Raw genomic sequence first — 20,835 nt, 5'->3', positions numbered from 1 at the left:
CCTGTTCTTGTTCTGCCTACAGCGCGTCGGGTCCGCGCTCGCCGGTCCGGACCCGGACCGCCGTCTCGACCGGGACGGACCAGACCTTGCCGTCGCCGATCTTGCCGGTACGGGCCGCCTTCACGATGACGTCGAGCAGCTGCTCGGCGTCGTCGTCCTCGACCAGCACCTCGATGCGGATCTTGGGGACGAGGTCGACGGTGTACTCGGCACCGCGGTAGACCTCGGTGTGACCCCGCTGACGACCGTAGCCGCTCGCCTCGGTGACCGTCAGACCGTGAACGCCGAAGGCCTGGAGGGCCTCCTTGATCTCGTCGAGCCGGTGGGGCTTCACAACGGCGGTGATGAGCTTCATGCGTCCACCTTCTTTGCCGGGGTGCCCTGGGCCGGGGAGGGTGCGGAGCTGAAGGCCGCACCGCCGCCGCCACCGCTGAAGTCGTATGCGGTCTCGGCGTGCTCGGCCTGGTCGATGCCCGCGATCTCGTCGTCCTCGGAGACGCGCATCCCGATCGTCTTGTCGATCAGGAAGGCGAGCACCGCGGAGGCCACGAGGGAGTAGGCGAGGACCGCGAAGACACCGGCGCACTGCTTCCAGAACTGGTCGAGGCCGCCGCCGTAGAAGAGGCCCGCGACGTCGGACTGGCCACCGCCGGTGGCGAGGAAGCCGATCAGCAGGGAGCCGACGACACCGCCGACGAGGTGGACACCGACGACGTCGAGCGAGTCGTCGTAGCCGAACTTGTACTTGAGGCCGACGGCCATGGCGCAGAGCAGACCGGCGACGACACCGACGGCGATCGCGCCGAGCGGGGACACGGCACCACCCGACGGGGTGATGGCGACCAGACCGGCGACCGCGCCGGAGGCGGCACCCAGCGTGGTGAACGCGCCGTGGCGGATCTTCTCGTAGGCGAGCCAGGCCAGCATGGCCGCGGCGGTGGCGATCTGCGTGTTGATGAACATCAGCGCGCCGACGCCGTCATCGTTGCCGAGCCAGGAGCCGGCGTTGAATCCGAACCAGCCGAACCACAGCAGACCGGCGCCGAGCATGACCAGCGGCAGGCTGTGCGGGCGCATCGGGTCCCTCTTGAAGCCGACGCGCTTGCCGATGACGAGGATCACGCCGAGCGCCGCGGCGCCCGCGTTGATGTGGACCGCCGTACCACCGGCGAAGTCGATGACGCCGAGCTCGAAGGCCCAGCCGCCCGCGCCCCAGACCCAGTGCGCGACCGGGAAGTAGACGACCGTGGCCCACAGGGCGACGAAGAGCGCCCAGCCCGTGAACTTCACACGGTCCGCGACCGCGCCGCTGATCAGGGCGGGCGTGATGATCGCGAACATCAGCTGGAAGACGGCGAAGACGTAGATCGGGATGGTGTAGCCGTCCCAGAGCTGCGTGATGCCGATCCCACTGAGGCCCACGTAGTCCGAGGACCAGCCGATGATGCTGCCCGAGTCGGTGCCGAAGGCGAGCGAGAAGCCGTAGAGCACCCACAGGATGGTGACGATCCCCATGCTGATGAAGCTCATCATCAACATGTTCAGGGTGCTCTTGACCCGGACCATGCCTCCGTAGAAGAAGGCGAGTCCGGGAGTCATGATCAGCACCAGGGCGGAACAGATGAGCATGAACCCGGTGTTGGCGGCAGACAGCGTGGGAGCGTCTGCGGCAAGCGTGATGGCTGGTGCCATCGGCGTCTCCTCGTCGTTTGGTACGGCCCCGTGCGGGCGAAGCCATGAGCGGTTATGAGGGGTGGGCCGGTTATGCGCCAGAGATTGGCGCAGCGCGGTTTCGACCGGCACCCCTCGATGTTTCGCCGCAGTGACGAAGAGGTCCTGTGTGTTACGCGTCGATGAACTGGCTGATGTCGGTCCGCGCGATCGTTATCGTGGCGCAACCTTCACCGAAGGTATGGAACCGGCCGCGGTCGGCCGTCCGATGACCTGGCATGGGGGAGCCGAGTCGGGCTGTTAAGGACGGCGGCCGCGGCCGGGGTACTGGGGGTCAGACCGCCTCGGCGGTCTCGGGCAGATCGATGGCGAGCTGCTCGGTCAGGTCCACCACGGCGGCGAGATCCCCGAAATCGCGTACAGCCGTGTCGACGGTTTTTCGGATACGAGTGTTGACCCTCTCGGAGCGCACCTTCTTGGCGACCCTGAGGGCCTCGCGCACCAGGACCGTGCTCTGCTCGGGCTCCCGCCTCAGAAGGTGCACGGTGCCCATTCCGACGAGGTTGAGTGCGTACGAACGCTGGTGCTCGGCGTCCTTCTCGAAGAGGTCGACGGCCTTCTGCATGACGGGCTCGGCCAGCGAGGCGTAGGTGGGGCTGCGACCCGCGACGTAGGCGAGGTCGCGGAAGGAGTGGGAGTTCTCGCCGTGCAGCTCGGCCTCGGAGAAGAAGCGGATCCAGTCGGGGTCGGGCTCGTCGAACTCGACCGCGTCACCGAACGTGTCCTCGGCCATCCGGACGGCTCGCTTGCACTTTCCGGGCTGCCCCATGTTGGCGTAGGCCCGGGCCTCCATCGCATACAGCATGGACTGGGTCCGGGGGCTCGCGCAGTCGCGGCTTCCGTACTGCGCGAGGTGGATCAGTTCCAGAGCGTCGTCGGGCCGGCCGAGGTGGATCATCTGACGGCTCATGCTGGACAGGACGTACGAGCCGAGCGGCTTGTCGGCGGCCTCCTTGGCGGCGTGCAGGGCGAGGACGAAGTACTTCTGGGCGGTCGGCTGGAGCCCGACGTCGTAGCTCATCCAGCCCGCCAGCTCGGCCAGCTCGGCGGCGACCTTGAACAGGCGCCTGGTGGTGGCCTCGGGCTGGGGCTCCTGGAGGAGGTCGGTCACCTCGTGCAGCTGGCCGACGACCGCCTTGCGGCGCAGACCGCCGCCGCACTGGGCGTCCCACTGGCGGAACATGACCGTGGTGGATTCGAGGAGGTCCAGCTCGGGCTGGGAGAGTCGGCCGGGGCGGCGCGAGGCGGCGGCGGACTCGGGCTGCTCACGGGGAGTGACCGGGCTGGGCACCAGCCAGCGCTGCATGGGCTCGATCAGCGAGGGGCCGGCGGAGAGCGCCAGTGACGTGCCGAGGAACCCGCGCCGCGCCAGCATCAGGTCGCTGCGCGAGAACTCACCGATCAGGGCGACGGTCTGCGGACCGGTCCAGGGCAGGTCGACGCCGGACACGGACGGTGACTGGTGTGCGGCACGCAGACCCAGGTCCTCGACGGCGACGACACAGCCGAAGCGCTCGGAGAACAGCTCGGAGAGGATGCGCGGGATGGGCTCGCGGGGGTTCTCGCCGTCCAGCCAGCGGCGGACGCGCGAGGTGTCCGTCGAGATGTGGTTGGCTCCCAACTGGCGCGCTCTGCGGTTCACTTGACGCGCCAGCTCACCCTTGGACCAACCGCTGCGCACGAACCACGAGCCCAACAGCTCATTGGGGCGCTTGTCAGCAGTCGTCCCGCCTCCGCCGTTGCCGCCCACTGGAACGCCCCCATCCCTGAACCCACTTGTGCGCTGTGTGCGCCAAGCCCTACCAGAATGCCGGTACATATGGTCGTCCGTCCGGTGGTTCTCACCCATCGAACGAGAACCCGAGTTGCCTCCGGCATACCCGCGAGTGCATGCGTCCCCAGGACCCGTGCACTCACGGTAATCCTACGATCACCCCTCCAGCCATGGCGATCCGGGAAACGCCACCATTCGCCACCCCTTCGAATGAACTCCCGGCGGGCTGTACGCGATTCACTTGACACATGACGGCCGGGAGTGGGCGGAGCGATGCACATCGGGGCGCGCGAAGCCGGACGCACCACCCGTGACACCACCGGGCGCCGCATGAACCGCACAGCGTTGGGAACGCAGAGTTACGGTTCCGTTCCGTCACGTAACCACCTGCGCGCTGGACCCGTTGGAGGGGGCATGGGCTTCACGATCGGCGGCATCCGCGAAATCCGGTCCGGCTCTCGTCGCCGCGGCCGCTCCTCGGAGTGCACGGCCGTGGCCGAGTTCACCGGGCTGTGGGGCTGGGACGTGGCGCCCGGCGCACGGACCGCCGCGGGGACCTGCTCGTGCGGCCGGGCCGACTGCCCGGCGCCGGGCGCGCATCCCCTGGACTTCGCCCCCGTCGTCCCGGCCGGTGCCACCCTCGACGAAGTGACGCAGGCCTGGGGCGAGTTCCCCGGCGCCGCGGTGATGCTTCCCGTGGGCCGCGCCTTCGACATCATCGAGGTCGCCGAGCCGGCCGGCCGCCGCGCCCTGGTCCGGCTCGAACGCATGGGGCTCCCGGTGGGCCCCGTGGCCGCCACCCCGGACGGCCGCGCCCACTTCTTCGTCACCCCCGGCGCCGCGGCCGAACTGCCCGAGCTGCTCTACCGCATGGGCTGGGACGACGCCGCGCTCGACCTGCACGGCCTGGGCCCCGGCACGTACATCACGGCCCCGCCCTCCGACCGCGCCGGCCTCGGCCCGGTGCACTGGCTCCGCTCCCCCGCCCTCGACTCGGCCACGAAGCCGCCCGCGGCACGGCTGTTGCTGGGGACACTGGCGTACGTGGCGCATCGCTCGCGCGCATAGCCCTGCCGACACAGACCTGCCGACAGAGGCCTGCCGATATAGAGCCACCGAAACAGACCTACCGAAACGGAAGGGCCCCATCGCATCTGCACCATGCGGTGGGGCCCTTCCTCGCGTACGCACCTCTCGTACGGGACGTCACTCTCCGATAAGGGCATCCACGAACGCCTCCGGCTCGAACGGGGCCAGGTCGTCCGCGCCCTCGCCGAGGCCGACGAGCTTGACGGGGACGCCCAGTTCGCGCTGGACGGCGATGACGATGCCGCCCTTGGCCGTGCCGTCGAGCTTGGTCAGGACGATGCCGGTGATGTCGACGACCTCGGCGAAGACCCGGGCCTGGACCAGGCCGTTCTGGCCGGTGGTGGCGTCCAGGACGAGCAGCACCTCGTCCAGCGGGGCGTGCTTCTCGACGACGCGCTTGACCTTGCCGAGCTCGTCCATGAGACCGGTCTTGGTGTGCAGCCGGCCCGCGGTGTCGATGAGTACGACGTCCGCGCCCTCCTGGATGCCCTCCTTGACGGCATCGAAGGCGATGGACGCGGGGTCGCCGCCCTCGGGGCCGCGCACGGTGCGGGCGCCGACGCGCTCGCCCCAGGTCTGCAGCTGGTCGGCGGCGGCGGCACGGAAGGTGTCGGCCGCGCCGAGCACGACGTGCTTGCCGTCGGCGACGAGCACGCGCGCGAGCTTGCCGGTGGTGGTGGTCTTGCCGGTGCCGTTGACCCCGACGACCATCACGATGCCCGGGGTGTCCAGACCGGACTCGGTGTTCACCGTGCGGTCGAAGTCGGGCACGAGGAGCGTGAGCAGTTCCTCGCGCAGCAGGGACCGCAGCTCGTCGGGAGTGCGCGTGCCGAGCACCCGCACGCGCTCGCGCAGCCGCTCGACCAGCTCCTGGGTGGGCTGCACCCCGACATCGGCGGTGAGCAGCGTGTCCTCGATCTCCTCCCAGGTGTCCTCGTCGAGGTGCTCGCGCGAGAGGAGCGTGAGCAGCCCCTTGCCGAGCGCGTTCTGTGAGCGGGAGAGGCGGGCGCGCAGGCGGACCAGGCGGCCCGCGGTCGGCTCCGGGACCTCGACCGGGGGCGCTTCGGCCACCGGCGCGGGCTCGTCGACGACGACCGGTGCGGCCGTCGAGGCGTCCGGAAGATCCACCTCCTCTATCGTGCGGCGCGGTTCGTCGCGCGGCGTCTCGGCCTCGTCGCCGATATGCGGCTCGGCCGGCGGAGCGGTGATCTCGGGGGCGGCTGGGGGCGACGGGGGCAGCTGCTTGCGCCTGCGGCTGCCGATGACGAGCCCGCCGAGCGCGCCGATCACGACCACGGCGATGACTACAGCAAGGATGACGATTTCCATAACGCGTCCAGTATCGGCCATGGGCTCCTGACGGCTACTGCTTGTACTTTCCTCCGAAGGACATGAGCCGCTCAAGGCAGAGATTCGAACGAACATTCGATGACCGTCCGCCCCTCCACGGTGCGGAGCCCGCCCGAGCCGGAGCCGGACAACAGGCCCACCACTCTGGCTGTCTGACGATCCGTCAACTACCGTCCCCCTGCACCGACATCACCGGCACCCCACCCGGCTCGGCGAAGGGGGACTTTCCCATGCCCGCAACGGTCGTACGTTTCAACCTCGTTGAGCCCGGCGCCACACCCGCCTCGCTCAGCGCCCGCTACAAGGCCGCGCTGGAGATGGCGGCCTACGCCGACGACCGCGGGATGACCACCGTGCAGACCGAGGAGCACCACGGCGTCGCCAACAACTGGCTGCCCTCGCCGTTCACCTTCGCGGGCGCGGTCTTCGGCGCGACCCGGCGCATAGCGGTCACCGTCTCGGCGATCATCGGCCCGCTGCACGACCCCCTGCGCCTGGCCGAGGACATCGCCGTACTCGACCTGCTGAGCGGCGGCCGGCTGATCACGGTCGCGGGGATCGGCTACCGCCCCGAGGAGTACGCGATCTTCGACGTGGAGTGGAAGCGGCGCGGCCGTCTCCAGGACGAGCTCCTGGAGACGCTACTGAAGGCGTGGACCGGCGAGGAGTTCGAGTACCAGGGCCGTACGGTACGGGTCACTCCGCGCCCCTTCTCGGATCCGCACCCTCTGCTGCTGGTCGGCGGCTCCTCCAAGGCGGCGGCCCGGCGCGCGGCCCGGCTCGGACTGCCGTTCTTCCCGAGCGCGCATCTGCCGGAGCTGGAGGCCTACTACAAGGAGCGGCTGGTCGAGTACGGCAAGGAGGGCTGGACCATGATGCCCTCGGCCGTCACCCCACTCCTGCACCTCGCCGAGGACCCCGACCGTGTGTGGGCCGAGCAGGGCGAGCACTTCCTGCACGAGGCGAGGACGTACGCCTCCTGGCAGTCCTCCGACATCCGCTCGGCGGTGCGGTCGGCGGCCACGACGGTCGACGAGCTGCGCGCCGAGGGTGTCTACCGGATCGTTACGCCGGACGAGTGTCTGGCGCAGGGCCTCGACAGCTACGTACTGCATCCGCTGTCCGGCGGGATGCCGGTCGACGAGGGCTGGCGCAGCATGCACCTGTTCTGCGAGAACGTACTGCCCCGGCTCAAGGGCCTGTAGATCCTGGGGCGGATCCTCGGAGGCCGAGCCGGGGCAGTACGCCTTACGGGTACGGGGAGAGGGGCAGCGGGGACTTGGCCCATCTCCCCGAGTTCGGGGACCGGCGAGGACTCGCGGCTCGCGGCTCGCGGAAGCCTCGCCGGCGGACGGGCTAGCCCATCTCCTCCAGGGTCTTGCCCTTCGTCTCCGTCACGAACTTGAGCACGAACGGGATGGAGAGCGCGGCGAAGACCGTGTAGATCACGTAGGTCATGGAGAGGTTCCAGTCGGCCAGCGACGGGAAGCTCGCGGTGATGGCCCAGTTGGCGATCCACTGCGCGGAGGCGGCGACGCCGAGAGCGGCGGCGCGGATCTTGTTCGGGAACATCTCGCCGAGGAAGACCCAGACGACGACACCCCAGGAGAGGGCGAAGAAGAGCACGAACACATGGGCTGCGATCAGGGCGACCCAGCCCTGGGTGGCCGGCAGCTTGCCGTCGACGAGGTCGAAGGAGAAGGCCCAGGCCTCCAGGCCGAGCCCGATGACCATGCCCACGGAGCCGATGAGGGCGAGCGGCTTACGGCCGATCCGGTCGACGAAGATCATGGCGATCACGGTGCCGACGATGTTGATGATCGACGTCGTGAACGAGTAGAAGAACGACTCGGACGGGTCGACGCCGACCGACTGCCACAGCGTCGAGGAGTAGTAGAACGCGACGTTGATGCCGACGAACTGCTGGAAGACCGAGAGGCCGATGCCGACCCAGACGATCGGCTTGAAGAAGAAGGTCCCGCCGAGCAGGTCCTTGAAGACCGACTTGTGCTCGCTCTTCATGGCGTGCTCGATCTCGGCGACGCGGGCGTCCAGGTCGACGTTGTCGCCCTCGACCTCGCGCAGCACCTCACGGGCGCGCACGTCCTTGCCCGCGGAGATCAGGAAGCGCGGCGACTCGGGGATCGCGAAGGAGAGCAGACCGTAGAGGACGGCCGGGATGACCATCACGCCGAGCATGACCTGCCAGGCTTCGAGCCCCATGAGCTTGCCGCGCTGGTCGCCGCCCGCGGCGTTCAGGATGCCCCAGTTGACCAGCTGCGAGATGGCGATGCCGATGACGATCGCGGCCTGCTGGAAGGAGCCGAGCCGTCCGCGGTACGCGGCGGGGGCGACCTCGGCGATGTAGGCCGGGCCGATGACCGAGGCCATACCGATGGCGAATCCGCCGATGACCCGCCAGAAGGCCAGGTCGTAGAGGGCGAAGGGCAGCGCGGAGCCGACGGCGCTGACGGTGAACAGCACGGCCGAGATCTGCATGCAGCGGATACGACCGATGCGGTCGGCGATCCGGCCCGCGGTGGCGGCGCCGATCGCACAGCCGATCAGGGCGATGGCGATGACCTGGGCCAGGGCCGCCGAGCCGATGTCGTAGCGGTCCCGGATGGCCTCGACGGCGCCGTTGATCACGGCACTGTCGTAGCCGAAGAGGAAACCGCCCATCGCGGCCGCCGCCGCGATGAAGATGACGTGCCCGAGATGTTCGGGATGAGCCGCTCGGGCTCCTGACGGGGGTGGCTGCGCTGTGCTGGTCACGTGTGACTCCTCGGGCCACCGGCCTCACTGCCGGGGGTGGGGGCGAGCCCTTCAGGACGGTGTTTCCAGTGGCGCACACGTTTACGCCGCCCACCACCTGAAGGTAAAAGCAACGCCGTCGACCCTATGCCTTCAAGTTCCGAAGTCAACAGGCGGGTAGCTGTGACTTTCAAGGCAGCGTGTGACGCAGTTGTGTTCAACTCTTAAAGAAAGAGAAACGGCCTCTTAAAGGCGCCTGGCCAGGGGCGCGGGGCTGTGACATGCGCGGCTCCGCCGCGCGGGCGTGACAAGCCACAAGTCACAACGAACCCTTACCGGCACCAGCACGACGAGCCCGGCCGACGATCCGGCCGAAGGTCAGCGCAGCCTCTGGCTGATCACCTTCGACACGCCATCCCCCTGCATGGACACGCCGTACAACGCGTCGGCGACTTCCATCGTCCGCTTCTGGTGCGTGATCACGATCAACTGCGAAGCCTCCTGCAGCTCCTGCATGATCCGGATCAACCGCTGGAGATTCGTGTCGTCCAGCGCCGCCTCGACCTCGTCCATCACATAGAACGGACTGGGCCGCGCCTTGAAGATCGACACGAGCATGGCCACGGCGGTCAGCGACCGCTCCCCGCCGGACAGCAAAGACAGCCGCTTGACCTTCTTCCCCGGCGGCCGTGCCTCCACATCGACGCCCGTGGTGAGCATGTTGTCGGGATCCGTGAGGATCAGCCGCCCGTCCCCACCCGGGAACAGCCGGCTGAAGACCCCTTCGAACTCCCGCGCCGTGTCCCAGAACGCCTGGGTGAAGACCTGCTCGACCCGCTCGTCGACCTCCTTCACCACCTGAAGAAGATCGGCACGCGTCTTCTTCAGGTCCTCCAGCTGCTCGCTGAGGAACTTGTGGCGCTCCTCCAGCGCGGAGAACTCCTCCAGGGCAAGCGGATTGACCTTGCCCAGCTGCTGATAGGCCCGTTCGGCGGACTTGAGCCGCTTCTCCTGCTCGGCACGGTGGAAGCGCCGGGGCTGGTTGCGCGGATGCTCCGGATCCTCCGGCAGCTCCTCGCCCTCGGCGGGCAGGGACGGCGGTACGAGCTGGTCGGGCCCGAAGTCCGCGATCAGTCCGGCCGGTTCGACCCCCAGCTCCTCCAGCGCCTTGGCCTCCAGCTGCTCGATCCGCATCCGCTTCTCGGCCCCCAGGACCTCGCCGCGGTGCACCGAGTCCGTGAGCTTGTCGAGCTCGTCCTTGAGGTCGCGGCCCTCGTTGCGGGCGACGACGAGGTCCTGCTCCCGCCGCGCCTTCGCGCGCTCCGCGGCCGTACGCTCCTCGTCCGCCCGGGCGAGCGAGACCTCGACGTGCGCGAGCAGCTGCCGCGCGCCGGAGGCGACGGCCCCGGCGACGGCGGCCTCGTGCCGCAGCCGTGCCTTGCGCTGCTCGGCACGCGCGCGTGCCTCACGTTCGGCCCGCGCGGCCCGGTCCAGCGAATCGGCCCGCCCGGCAAGCCCCTTGACCCGCTCCTCGTGCGTACGCGTCTGGAGCCGGGCCTCCATCTCGGTCTGCCGGGCGTTGGCCCCGTCGGCCGCGAGCCGGTCCCGTACGGAGGTGTCGGGTTCCTCCTCGAACGGCATCTCCTCGGCGACGGCGAGCCGTTCGGCCAGCTCCTCCGCCTCCTGGACGGCCCGTTCGAGGGCTTCCTGTGCGCGGGCAGCCGCCGCGGTGCTCCGCTCGGCCTCTCCCGCGGCGCCCCGCGCCTGACCTGCCAACCGCCCGAGCTGCTGGGCGACCTGGGACTTCTCCCGCTCACCGGCCCGCCGACGCTCGCCCAACTCCTCGACGAGAGCGGTCCGTTCCCTGCGCAGCTCGGCGGCCCGGTGCTGCTGCTCGGTCAACTCCTCGCACAGCACGGCCAGTTCTTCCAGCTCGGCCGCCGCCTCGTCGACGGAGGCCTGTACTTCGAGCAGGCTCGGCGCCCCGGCGGAACCGCCCTGGGCGAAGTGCGCCCCGAGCAGGTCCCCCTCCGCGGTCACCGCGGTCAGCTCGGGCCGGGAGTAGACGAGATCCTCGGCGTCCTCCAGCGTCCCGACCACGACGATGCCCCGCAGCAGCCGCCGTACGGCAGGCATGAGATCGGAGGGCCCTCGGACGAGATCGGCGGCGAACGTCGGACCACCGCGCTCGCCATCTCCCCCGGAGGACGTCCCACCGACGCCCACGCCGGACTGCCCGACCACGCCGGATGGCCCGCCCACGCCCGACTGCCCGGACGGTCCGCCGGTTACGTCGCCGGTGTTGCGGAACGCTCTCCCGGCCGCGGCAGCGTCCGGCGCCCCCGCGAGCAACAGCGCCGCCCGTCCCCCGTCCTGCTTGCGCAGCAGGCGGATGGCGTCAGCCGCCGCGGACGGGCTGGTCACCGCGATGGCGTCCGCCGCCGTGCCGAAGGCAGCCGCGACCGGGACCTCGTGGCCGGGTGTGACGGAGAGCAGTTCCGCCGCCGGACCCAGCAGACCCGTCAGCCGGTCCTTCGCCACGAGCAGCGCCCCCGTGCCGTCCTTCCGGCGCAGCCCCAGGGACAGGGCCTCGTGGCGGGCCTGCGTGGCGGCGCGCTTGCGTTCGGCCGCGGTGGCCGCCTCGCGGGCCTCGGTCAGGGCGGACTCGGCGTCGGCGAGGGCGCGCTTGGCCGTCTCGTGCCGCTCGGAGAGCTCCTCGTCGCCCGCGTCCAGGCCGTCGACCTCGGCCTTGAGCTGCTCGTACTCCTCCTGGGCGGCGACGGCCCGCTCCTGGGCCTCGTCGCGGGCGGAGGCGAGCCGGTCGATCTCCGCCTGGGCGGAGGCGGCGCGCGAACGGGCCGCGTTGACCTGCCCGTTCAGCCGGGCCAGACCTTCGCGGCGGTCCGCGATGGCGCGGGCCACGTCCTTCAGGCGCCGCTCCTCCACCGCCAGTTCGCGCTCCAGGTCGGCCCGGTGGGAGACGGTGTCCTCCAGGGCCCGCTCGGCCGCTTCCAGGGCCGCTTCGAGCTCGGCCTCCTGCTCACGGATCCGGGCGGCCTCGCGCTCCATGTCCTCGGGGTCGCGCCCGCGCCGCTCCTCCGGCGGCTGGGCGGTCGCGCTCTTGATCCGCGCGTCCGCCAGGGAGACCGTGCCGCGCACCCGCTCGGCCAGCTGCGAGAGCTCGTACCAGGTCTGCTGCGCCCGCTGCAGACGCGGGGTGAGCCGCCGCACCTCGTCCTCCAGCATCGCCTCGCGCTGGAGCGCCTTCTTCAGCTCGGCCTCGGCCGACTCCTTGCGTTCCTTGAGCGCGGCCTCGTCGGCGACCTCGGCCTGGAGCGCGCCCCGGAGCCGTACGAGATCGTCGGCGAGCAGCCGGAGGCGGGCGTCGCGGAGGTCGGCCTGGATCACGGCGGCCCGGCGGGCGACGGCGGCCTGCCGGCCCAGCGGCTTCAACTGGCGCCGCAGTTCGTCGGTGAGGTCCTGCACGCGCGCGAGGTTGGCCTGCATCGCGTCCAGCTTCCGCAGCGCCTTCTCCTTGCGCTTGCGGTGCTTGAGGACGCCCGCGGCCTCCTCGATGAAGGCGCGGCGGCCCATCGGATCGGCGTGCAGGACGGAGTCGAGCTGGCCCTGTCCGACGATGACGTGCATCTCGCGGCCGATGCCGGAGTCGGAGAGCAGTTCCTGGATGTCCAGCAGACGGCAGGTGTCGCCGTTGATCTGGTACTCGCTGCCGCCGTTGCGGAACATGATCCGCGTGATGGTGACCTCGGCGTACTCGATGGGCAGCGCGCCGTCGGAGTTGTCGATGGTCAGGGACACCTCGGCGCGGCCGAGCGGGGGCCGCCCGGTGGTGCCGGCGAAGATGACGTCCTCCATCTTGCCGCCGCGCAGGGACTTGGCGCCCTGCTCACCCATGACCCAGCTGAGGGCGTCCACGACATTGGACTTGCCCGAACCATTGGGGCCCACGACACAGGTGATGCCCGGCTCGAACCGCAGCGTGGTCGCCGAGGCGAACGATTTGAACCCGCGCAGGGTCAGGGCCTTGAGGTGCACGCAGCCGGACTCTACCTTCCGGGTCGGTCTCTCTCCATGAACGCGCGGTTTCACCCTTGAACGTGCAGGGCACACCAAACGTTAAAGACAGTGAAAGAGTGCGCGGGGGCAAGAAAGAAGGGACGCCGAAGCGTCCCTTGCAACTCTGTCAGCGGCTGACACGGGCAGCCTGTTCACTGGTGGCGACGATGCGATTCAGTGATCAGGTGAGCGCAGGCTCCGCCTGGGGTACGTCGATGCTGTCGAAGTCGTGAGAAGCGGCAGCCGCGAGCGCGTCGTTCTCGGCCTGGATCCGTCCGAGCTCGGATTCCAGATCCTGGACGCGCTGCTGGAGCCGTCGCATCTCGGCAATGAGTCGCGGGTCGGAACCGCCGACGTAACCGAGAAGCGCCTTTGCCATGATGGATGGTCCTCCACACTGAGTGACCGACCGAAGCGGTGTGGGTCGTGAGGGAATCGCACCCGCGATGCTTGGCACTGACGAGTTTTTACTGCCGCTCTTACATGCCAAACAGCTAAGGTGCGCGGGGACTTTCAGCGTCTCACCAAAAAGTTTGACGGTCAACACGATCACGCCCCGTATTGGGGGCCAACCCGGGGCGCGCGGCTTGAGAACGGGCGGCGCGGCCACTGTTTCGGGGCCCTGGGGGCGTGGAGATCATCCTTACTCGCGGGAGCCTGCCACGACAAGCGATTCTTGGCAACCACCAGGCGCTTTCTGCCTGTGGCAGGTGCCCGGCGCACGCCCCGCGCCCGCTGCCAGGGGTCTTGCAACCGGTGGAGCGGAGTGGATCTCACCGGATGGCGAAGCCGTCGTAGCCGCCGCGGGGCGTGTCCCAAATCTCAGTGACTCCGTCGACGCGGCCCGGCGTGTCGTCCCCCTGGAGCCAGTCGAGGAGTCGCTGGCATCCGGCCCGAGGGCCTTCGGAGACCACCTGGACCCGTCCGTCCCCCAAATTGAGAGCAAAACCACTCAGGCCGCCGATCTCCAACGCCTTAGCCCGTGTGTACCAGCGGAAACCCACGCCTTGGACCCGTCCGCGTACCCACGCGACCAGCCTTACATGCTCGCTCATGGCTGCACGCTAACCGGCCAAATGCTCTCGGAGCACTTCCTCCCCTTGCGCCATGGGGTACCGTCCCGACCCAATGAGCCTCACTCGTTCGGGTGAGGAACGTTGACCGCAAGGATGAGGAAGGCCAGGAGATGGGACGCCACCGACGCTCCGCCGCCGGCCGCGCCGCCACAGGCCGCGCCACCGGGGTCACACAAACGTACGATACATACGCGGGCGGTTACGCGGCGGCAGACTCGGGTGATTACGCGGGTGAGGGCGACTACGCGACCGAGGGTGACCACCTGACCGCCGGGGACTACCTGAACGGCAGCCCCTACGCGACCGCGGGCATGTACGACTCGCCTGGCGGCATACACGAGACCGGCGACTTCTACTCGAAGAGCGACACCTACCTCTTCGCCGCGGATCCCGCCAGCCACGCCACGACCGGCTACGCGCCGGACGGCGGCTCCGGGCGCGGCCACCGCCGCCGCAAGAAGAACGTGACGCCCGTACGCACCGGTCTGCTCGGTGTCTCGGCCGCCGTCGCGATGGGTGCCGTCGCGGTCGCCTCCGGGATGATCCCGGGCAGCGACAGCCTCTCGATCGGCGGCGGCAACGCGGACAAGGTCCGCGCCCAGGACTCGCCGAGCGACGTGCAGACCCAGGGCGGCACGGACGGCACCACGGACGACCGCGAGGACTCGGGCACGAGCCGTGACCTGGAGCGCTCCGCGTCTCCGACGGTCTCGCCGACGAAGGCCCCGGAGAAGACCGAGCCGAAGACTCCCTCCGCGAAGCCGTCGACGAAGGCTCCCGCCAAGGAGGAGCCGAAGACCGAGCCGACCACGAAGGCGCCGGAGAAGAAGGCACCCGAGAAGGCTCCGTCGAAGTCGGTGTCCACCGCGTCCAAGGCCGAGGCCGAGGTGTTGTCGCTGGTCAACGAGGAGCGGGCGAAGGCCGGCTGCAGCCCGGTGACCGCGTCCAGCACGCTGGCGGCGCTGGCCGAGTCCTTCAGCGAGGACATGGCCGCCCGGGGCTTCTTCGACCACACGGACCCGAGCGGGGCCTCCCCCTGGGACCGCGCGGAGAAGCTCGGCATCGCCAACCTCGGCGGGGAGAACATCGCCCGCGGCCAGGCCGACGCCGCCGCGGTGATGGAGGCCTGGATGAACAGCCCCGGCCACCGCGCCAACATCCTGAACTGCGACTTCAAGACCCTGGGCGTCGGCGCGCACTTCGCGTCGGGCGGCCCCTGGTGGACGCAGGACTTCGGCTACTAGCCGCGCACGACCAGAGAGGAACACAGAAGGACACCAGAGGGGACGCTAGCGAAAAGTTAGCGCCCCCTCTTCGGTTTGCGCTGTGCCGAGTATTCTGGGCGCATGGACCTGACGGAGCGACCGGACTTCGAGTTCGACGTGTTCTCCAAGAAGTGCCCGTCCCGGGGCACGCTGGAGCACGTCACGGGGCGCTGGGGCACGCTCACGCTGGGGGCGCTGTACGAGGGCTCGTTCCGTTTCAACGAACTGCGCCGGCGCGTGGACGGCGTCAGCGAGAAGATGCTGTCCCAGACCCTGCAGGCGCTGGAGCGCGACGGCCTGGTGCACCGCGAGGCCCAGCCGACGAACCCGCCGCGGGTGGACTACGAACTGACACCGCTGGGCCGCGAGGTCGCCGAGCGGCTGCTGTCCCTCATCCACTTCGTGCAGGGGCGCATGGACGACGTACTGGAAGCGCGCGAGCGTTACGACACGGCGCGCGGGGGCCGCTGACAGCGCGGGCAGAAGTAGCTGGACCGGTTCATCCAGGGCCTGCGCCGCATCAGGGTGCCGCACCGCCGGCACGGCTCGCCCTCCCTGCCGTACGCGTCGAGCGAGCGGTCGAAGTAGCCCGACTCCCCGTTCACGTTGACGTAGAGGCTGTCGAAGCTGGTGCCGCCGACGGCGAGGGCGGCGTTCATCACATCCCGTACGTGGCCCAGGAGTTCGGCCGTGCGCGGGCGCGTGAACCCGGTGGTGGGGCGCTCGTAGTGCAGCCGCGCACGCCAAAGCGCCTCGTCCGCATAGATGTTGCCGACGCCGCTGATCAACGACTGGTCCAGCAGGGCGCGTTTGACGGTCGTACGCCGACGCCGCAGCGCCTCGTGGAACGCGTCGTCGTCGAACAGCGGGTCCAGCGGGTCGCGGGCGATGTGCGCGATGACGTCGGGCAGCCCGTCGGGAGTGGTCTCGTGCAACGACAGCCCGCCGAAGGTCCGTTGGTCGACGAAGCGGAGTTCGGTGTGGAGGGCGTCCTCGAACCCGACGCGGATGCGCAGATGCTTCTCGTCGGCCGCGTCCTGCGGCTGGACGAGGAGCTGTCCGCTCATCCCGAGGTGCGCGAGAACGGCACTCGGGGAGTCCGCGAGCGGCAGCCAGAGGTACTTGCCGCGACGCTGGGGCAGCCCGATCCGGTGCCCCTTGAGCCGGGCCCCGAAGTCCTCGCCGCCCGCGATGTGCCGGCGCACCGCACGCGGGTGCAGCACCTGGACGTCGGCGACGATCCGTCCACTGACCCAGCGTTCGAGGCCCCGTCGTACGACCTCGACCTCGGGCAGTTCGGGCACGGCTTCTCCTCCGGATGCGTGGGCCGATGACTCGGGCGCCCCGGACTCGGGCCGCGCGCCCGCAGCGTACCGCCGGCGCCCCCGAACACGATCGCCCGCCCCCTCGAACGGGGGACGGGCGATCGGTCACAGCACTGAACTGCGGTTCGGTCAGGCGGAAGCGGTGTCGGACGCCGACGTCGAGGGGGCCTCGACGGCCTCCTCGGCCGCTGCGGCCCCATCAGCCTCAGCCGAAGCTTCGGCTGCCGCGACAGCCTCGGCCTCCACGGATGCCTTGGCCGCTGCGGACGCCTCGGCCTCCGCTGTGGCCTTCGCCGCCTTCGCGCGTTCGTCCGCGGCGGAGCGGATCGCACGCCACGCGGACTCCGCGGCCTGCTGCTCCGCCTCCTTCTTGCTGCGGCCGGTGCCGGTGCCGTACGAGACGCCTCCGACGCGGGCAGCAGCAGTGAAGGTTTTCTCGTGGTCCGGGCCGGTCTCGGAGACCAGGTACTCGGGTACGCCGAGCCCCTCGGTCGCCGTGAGCTCCTGGAGACTGGTCTTCCAGTCCAGGCCCGCTCCCAGATTCGAGGATTTCTCGATCAGCGGGTCGAAGAGACGGTGGACGAGTTCGCCCGCCGCGTCGAGACCCTGGTCGAGATAGACAGCGCCGATCACCGCTTCAAGGGTGTCGGCGAGGATGGATGCCTTGTCCCGGCCGCCCGTGCCCTCTTCGCCCCGGCCGAGCCGGATGAAGGAGCCGAGTTCGAGCCCGCGGCCCACCTCCGCAAGCGCACGCGAGTTGACCACCGCGGCCCGCAGCTTGGCCAGTTGGCCTTCAGGCAGGTCGGGGTGGGTTCGGTACAGCGTGTCCGTGACCACGAGGCCGAGCACGGAGTCCCCGAGGAACTCCAGGCGCTCATTGGTCGGCAGACCGCCGTTCTCGTACGCGTACGAACGGTGGGTCAGTGCACGCACCAGAAGGGCGGACTCGAGCTTGTACCCGAGCCGCCCTTCCAGAAGCGTGTGGGACGAGGCTGTGTTGTCCGCCTTTTTCTTGGCGTTTACGTCCGCCTTGGCGTCAGACATGAAGCCTCTCACCAGCCGCTCAGACCTCGAGGACCTGGCGCTTGTTGTAGGTGCCGCAAGCAGGGCAGGCGATGTGCTGCTGCTTGGGCTCGTGGCAGCGCTCGCACGCAACCAGGGTGGGGACCGCAGCCTTCCACTGCGACCGGCGGTGGCGCGTGTTGCTGCGCGACATCTTCCGCTTCGGAACAGCCACGGCTACTTCTCCTGCTTCTCGTTGGCGCGCGCCGGTCGAGGCGCTTCGCCACTGATCTCGTCCTTCTCGCCATCTTCGAGTGAACCGGCGAGTCCCTGCAGTGCCGCCCAACGGATGTCGACGGCGTCGTGGTGGTGGTCCGGGTCGTCCGCGAGCCGGGCTCCGCACTGGGAGCACAGGCCGGGGCAGTCGTCCTGGCACACCGGCTGCATCGGCAGTGCGAGCACCACCGCATCACGCAGCACGGGTTCGAGGTCGAACAAGCCGTCCTCGATGAAGAGCGTGTCCTCGTCGTCCTCGGCGTCGTCGGCCGGCTCCGCTTTCACACGGCCCTGGTCGTCGGCGTCAGGGTACGAGAACATCTCCTGGAAATCCGCTTCGAGCTGCTGCTCGACCGGCTCCAGACACCTTACGCACTCCCCCTTGGCCTGTGCACGGGCGGTGCCTGTGACAAGCACACCTTCCATGACCGACTCAAGGCGGAGGCCGAGCTTCACCGGGGCGCCTTCCGGCACTCCGATGACTCCCTGGATACCGAAATCCTTGGGAGCTTCGATCTCACGGGTCAGGCGCTGCAGCGCGCCAGGACGCCGCCCCAGCTCGTGTGTGTCGAACACGAGAGGGTTGCGGTGGTCGAGGCGGGCGTTCAGGGCCATTCCTGCTTTCGATCTTGAAACTCTGTGGGGCGCCGCCCTTCGGTGCTTCCCGGGCAGCGTTGATCGCGGACGTACACGCGACCGAAGAACCAGGGTACTGGACCTTTCGCTCTCGGCCCAATCCGGCCTCAGCGCCCCTGTTCGTACGCCCTGAGCTGCTCCGCGCTGATCATGGTGGTGTCGAAGAGACTGGTCTCGTCGAGGGCGTTGGCCTGCGCCTGCTGCGGCTGGGGAGCCTGCGGGTCCTGGCCGTACGCCTGCTGAAGGTTCGGGTCGTACGCGGCCTGCTGGTCGTAGCCCTGCTGCTGCGGATAGGCGGCGTACGGATCGGCCGTCTGCTGCTGGTAGCCGTACCCGTCCTGCTGCGCGTACTGCTGCTGGTAGCCGTACGGATCGGCCGTCTGCTGCTGATAGGCGTACGCGTCCTGCTGGGCGTACTGCTGCTGGGCCGGGACGGCCGGGGCCTGGGGCTGGGCGGCGGCCGGCTGGGCGGGTCGCTCGGAGAGGTCCGAGAGGCCGTCCAGGTACTCGGCGTCGGTGGTGTGCTGCGCGTTGCCGTCGTCGGCGAAGCCGCCCAGGTCACCGAGGTCGTCGCTGGCGATCCGGCCGTGCAGCTTCTGTCGGCCGCGGCCGACGGCGTCCAGGGTCTTGGCGAGCACGGCCTCGAAGGCGCCGAGCTTGACGTCGACGTACTCGTCGGCGTTGCGGCGCAGGGTCTCCGGGTCGTGGCTGCGCTCGGGAGCGTCCTCGTCCTCGTAGCCCTGCTCGTCGGTGCCGGGGCCCGTGCCGAGGAGCTTCTCGCGGCCACGGCCGACGGAGCCGAGCGTCTTGGTGAGGACGACCTCGAAGTTGGCGAGCTTGGAGTCGACGTACTCGTCGGCCTCGGCGCGGACGTCCTCGGCCTCCTTGCGGGCCTCGGAGAGGATGCGGTCCGCCTCGTTCTGCGAGCGGCGGGCGACCTCGGTGTCGGAGATCAGGCTGCCGCGCTCGGCGTGCGCGGACTCGATGATCCGCTCGGCCTCCAGACGGGCCTGCTCGACCATCTGCTCCCGGCCGCCGATCAGCTCCTGGGCCTGGGCGAGGGAGCCTGGCAGCGCCTGGCGCACCTCTTCGAGCAGGGAGAGGAGATCGGCGCGGTTGACCACGCACGAGGCCGACATGGGCATGGAACGGGCGCTGCCGACCGCCGAGACGATCTCATCGAGCTTCTTCTGCACGTCCACCGTGTGCTCGCCACTCTCTACAGCTGTGATGGAGACGGACGCATCGACTGTACGACCACACCCGCCCCTCCCGACACCGGGTGACGCACTGTCAGGTTTCCGGGGCTCCGTCAGTCCTTCTTCAGACGCTCCCTGAGGGCTTCCAGAACCACCGGCGGCACCAGGTGGGCGACGTCGCCGCCCCAGGTCGCGACCTCCTTGACCAGCGAGGAGGACAGGAAGCTGTAGGTGGGGTTGGTCGGGACGAAGAGGGTCTCGACGCCGGAGAGGCCGTTGTTCATCTGGGCCATCTGCAGCTCGTAGTCGAAGTCGCTGACCGCGCGCAGGCCCTTGACGATGGCCGGGATGTCGCGCTCCTTGCAGAAGTCGACGAGGAGGCCGTGGAAGGACTCCACCTCGACGTTGCCGAACTCCGCGGTGACCTGGCGGATCAGGTCGATCCGCTCCTCGATCTCGAACAGGCCCCTCTTGGACTGGTTGATCATCACCGCGACGTGCACGACGTCGTACAGCTTGGAGGCTCGGGCGATGATGTCGAGATGTCCGTTGGTAATCGGGTCGAACGACCCGGGACAGACGGCGCGGCGCACTTGAGATCCCTCGCTCTCCGGTCCGGTCATCGTGCGTCTTCGCACGTAGAGGCGGCGCGACCGTACCAAAACGTTCCCTCGCCGTAGCGACGGGACCTCAACGCCTCGAAGCCGTCGGGCCACCGGAATTCGCCGCCTCTGGTACTGCGTTCAACGGTGACGAGCGCTTCGCCCGCGAGCCAGCCCCCGGAGCGGAGTGTGAGCAGGATCTCCCGAAGATCGTCGTCCGTGACGGCGTACGGAGGATCGAGAAAGACGAGGTCGTACGGGGCTGTCGGCGCCGCCGTGCGGATGATCTGTTCCGCTTTGCCGGGCCTGACCTCGGCGCCGGGGAGGCCCAGTGCCTTCACGTTCTCCCGGATCGTGCGGGCCGCGCGGGCGTCGGCCTCCACGAGGAGGGTGTGTCCGGCACCGCGGCTCAGCGCCTCCAGGCCGACGGCGCCGGAGCCCGCGTACAGGTCGAGGACGCGGTCGCCTTCCAAGGGGCCGCCGAGCAGGGACTGCCAGGTGGAGAACAGGCCCTCGCGGGCCCGGTCCGAGGTAGGCCTCGTGCCGGTGCCCGGCGGGACTGCCAGGCGTCGTCCGCCGGCCGTGCCGGCGATCACGCGGGTCATCTGGGGTCCTTGCGGGAGGGGACGGTCACGGACCCCAGTCTGGCAGGCGGGGGTGGTGGGTGCGTTTCCTGGGC

The 20,835-nt window shown here is 69.6% G+C and carries 19 protein-coding genes; 4 read left to right on the top strand and 15 right to left on the bottom strand.

What is annotated here, in order from left to right:
- Positions 1-16: 16 nt before the first annotated feature.
- From AOK17_RS32690 to nsdA, 3 genes are all read right to left on the bottom strand, one after another.
- Positions 17-355 carry a P-II family nitrogen regulator gene (locus AOK17_RS32690; RefSeq protein ID WP_055510557.1) on the bottom strand — a complete coding sequence of 113 codons (339 nt, stop codon included), beginning with the start codon at positions 353-355 and terminating at the stop codon, positions 17-19.
- Complete coding sequence (locus AOK17_RS32685) at positions 352-1,692, bottom strand: ammonium transporter (protein WP_055616195.1); 1,341 nt, start codon at positions 1,690-1,692, stop codon at positions 352-354. Before AOK17_RS32685 ends, AOK17_RS32690 begins: the two co-directional genes overlap by 4 nt.
- A gap of 313 nt (positions 1,693-2,005) precedes the next feature.
- On the bottom strand, positions 2,006-3,481 hold the full coding sequence (nsdA, locus tag AOK17_RS32680) for a transcriptional repressor NsdA (protein ID WP_055616194.1): 1,476 nt from the start codon (positions 3,479-3,481) through the stop codon (positions 2,006-2,008).
- A gap of 438 nt (positions 3,482-3,919) precedes the next feature.
- Between nsdA and AOK17_RS32675 the strand changes: the two genes are divergently transcribed.
- The gene (locus tag AOK17_RS32675; RefSeq protein ID WP_055616193.1) at positions 3,920-4,573 is read left to right on the top strand and encodes a bifunctional DNA primase/polymerase; all 654 of its coding nucleotides are present in this window, start codon (positions 3,920-3,922) and stop codon (positions 4,571-4,573) included.
- Between the two features lie 138 nt (positions 4,574-4,711).
- On the opposite strand, the gene ftsY is transcribed toward AOK17_RS32675, so the two are convergent.
- The gene (gene ftsY / locus AOK17_RS32670; RefSeq protein ID WP_055616192.1) at positions 4,712-5,923 is read right to left on the bottom strand and encodes a signal recognition particle-docking protein FtsY; all 1,212 of its coding nucleotides are present in this window, start codon (positions 5,921-5,923) and stop codon (positions 4,712-4,714) included.
- A 251-nt stretch (positions 5,924-6,174) separates the two neighbouring features.
- On the opposite strand from ftsY, the gene AOK17_RS32665 reads away from it, so the two are divergent.
- The gene (locus AOK17_RS32665) at positions 6,175-7,149 is read left to right on the top strand and encodes an LLM class flavin-dependent oxidoreductase (RefSeq protein ID WP_055616191.1); all 975 of its coding nucleotides are present in this window, start codon (positions 6,175-6,177) and stop codon (positions 7,147-7,149) included.
- Positions 7,150-7,300: 151 nt separating this feature from the next.
- Here the strand turns inward: AOK17_RS32665 and AOK17_RS32660 are convergent, their stop codons facing one another.
- From AOK17_RS32660 to AOK17_RS32645, 4 genes are all read right to left on the bottom strand, one after another.
- Positions 7,301-8,719, bottom strand: a complete 1,419-nt coding sequence (locus AOK17_RS32660; protein ID WP_055616190.1) for a sugar porter family MFS transporter — start codon at positions 8,717-8,719, stop codon at positions 7,301-7,303.
- Positions 8,720-9,076: 357 nt separating this feature from the next.
- Positions 9,077-12,754, bottom strand: coding sequence for an AAA family ATPase (locus tag AOK17_RS32655; protein WP_055616189.1), 3,678 nt, complete (start codon positions 12,752-12,754; stop codon positions 9,077-9,079).
- Between the two features lie 202 nt (positions 12,755-12,956).
- Positions 12,957-13,154 (bottom strand): hypothetical protein, encoded by a 198-nt coding sequence (locus tag AOK17_RS32650; protein WP_055616188.1) that lies wholly within the window; start codon positions 13,152-13,154, stop codon positions 12,957-12,959.
- Positions 13,155-13,548: 394 nt separating this feature from the next.
- Entirely contained in the window at positions 13,549-13,830 is a 282-nt protein-coding gene (locus AOK17_RS32645) for an acylphosphatase (protein ID WP_055616187.1), read from the bottom strand.
- Positions 13,831-13,961: 131 nt separating this feature from the next.
- Between AOK17_RS32645 and AOK17_RS32640 the strand changes: the two genes are divergently transcribed.
- A complete protein-coding gene (locus AOK17_RS32640; protein ID WP_055616186.1) occupies positions 13,962-15,095 on the top strand; it encodes a CAP domain-containing protein in 1,134 nt (377 codons plus the stop codon).
- Positions 15,096-15,197: 102 nt separating this feature from the next.
- The gene (locus tag AOK17_RS32635; protein WP_055616185.1) at positions 15,198-15,587 is read left to right on the top strand and encodes a winged helix-turn-helix transcriptional regulator; all 390 of its coding nucleotides are present in this window, start codon (positions 15,198-15,200) and stop codon (positions 15,585-15,587) included.
- Here AOK17_RS32635 and mutM read toward each other — a convergent pair.
- From mutM to rsmD, 7 genes are all read right to left on the bottom strand, one after another.
- Positions 15,560-16,420 (bottom strand): bifunctional DNA-formamidopyrimidine glycosylase/DNA-(apurinic or apyrimidinic site) lyase, encoded by an 861-nt coding sequence (gene mutM, locus AOK17_RS32630; protein ID WP_055616184.1) that lies wholly within the window; start codon positions 16,418-16,420, stop codon positions 15,560-15,562. The two genes, AOK17_RS32635 and mutM, sit on opposite strands and share 28 nt — an antisense overlap.
- Before the next feature lie 150 nt (positions 16,421-16,570).
- Positions 16,571-17,485, bottom strand: a complete 915-nt coding sequence (rnc, locus tag AOK17_RS32625; RefSeq protein WP_055616183.1) for a ribonuclease III — start codon at positions 17,483-17,485, stop codon at positions 16,571-16,573.
- A gap of 19 nt (positions 17,486-17,504) precedes the next feature.
- A complete protein-coding gene (gene rpmF / locus AOK17_RS32620; RefSeq protein ID WP_028802425.1) occupies positions 17,505-17,678 on the bottom strand; it encodes a 50S ribosomal protein L32 in 174 nt (57 codons plus the stop codon).
- A gap of 2 nt (positions 17,679-17,680) precedes the next feature.
- Positions 17,681-18,334, bottom strand: a complete 654-nt coding sequence (locus tag AOK17_RS32615) for a YceD family protein (protein WP_055616182.1) — start codon at positions 18,332-18,334, stop codon at positions 17,681-17,683.
- A gap of 128 nt (positions 18,335-18,462) precedes the next feature.
- Positions 18,463-19,557 carry an ATP synthase subunit B family protein gene (locus tag AOK17_RS32610; RefSeq protein WP_055616181.1) on the bottom strand — a complete coding sequence of 365 codons (1,095 nt, stop codon included), beginning with the start codon at positions 19,555-19,557 and terminating at the stop codon, positions 18,463-18,465.
- A gap of 110 nt (positions 19,558-19,667) precedes the next feature.
- On the bottom strand, positions 19,668-20,147 hold the full coding sequence (gene coaD / locus AOK17_RS32605; RefSeq protein ID WP_055616180.1) for a pantetheine-phosphate adenylyltransferase: 480 nt from the start codon (positions 20,145-20,147) through the stop codon (positions 19,668-19,670).
- Between the two features lie 26 nt (positions 20,148-20,173).
- Positions 20,174-20,835, bottom strand: a 662-nt coding sequence (gene rsmD, locus AOK17_RS32600) for a 16S rRNA (guanine(966)-N(2))-methyltransferase RsmD (RefSeq protein WP_281198657.1), incomplete at its 5' end; no start/stop codon positions are given.

Source organism: Streptomyces phaeochromogenes (genome assembly GCF_001418655.1).
GTDB lineage: Bacteria > Actinomycetota > Actinomycetes > Streptomycetales > Streptomycetaceae > Streptomyces > Streptomyces phaeochromogenes.
This window is presented reverse-complemented; position numbering and strand designations above follow the sequence as displayed.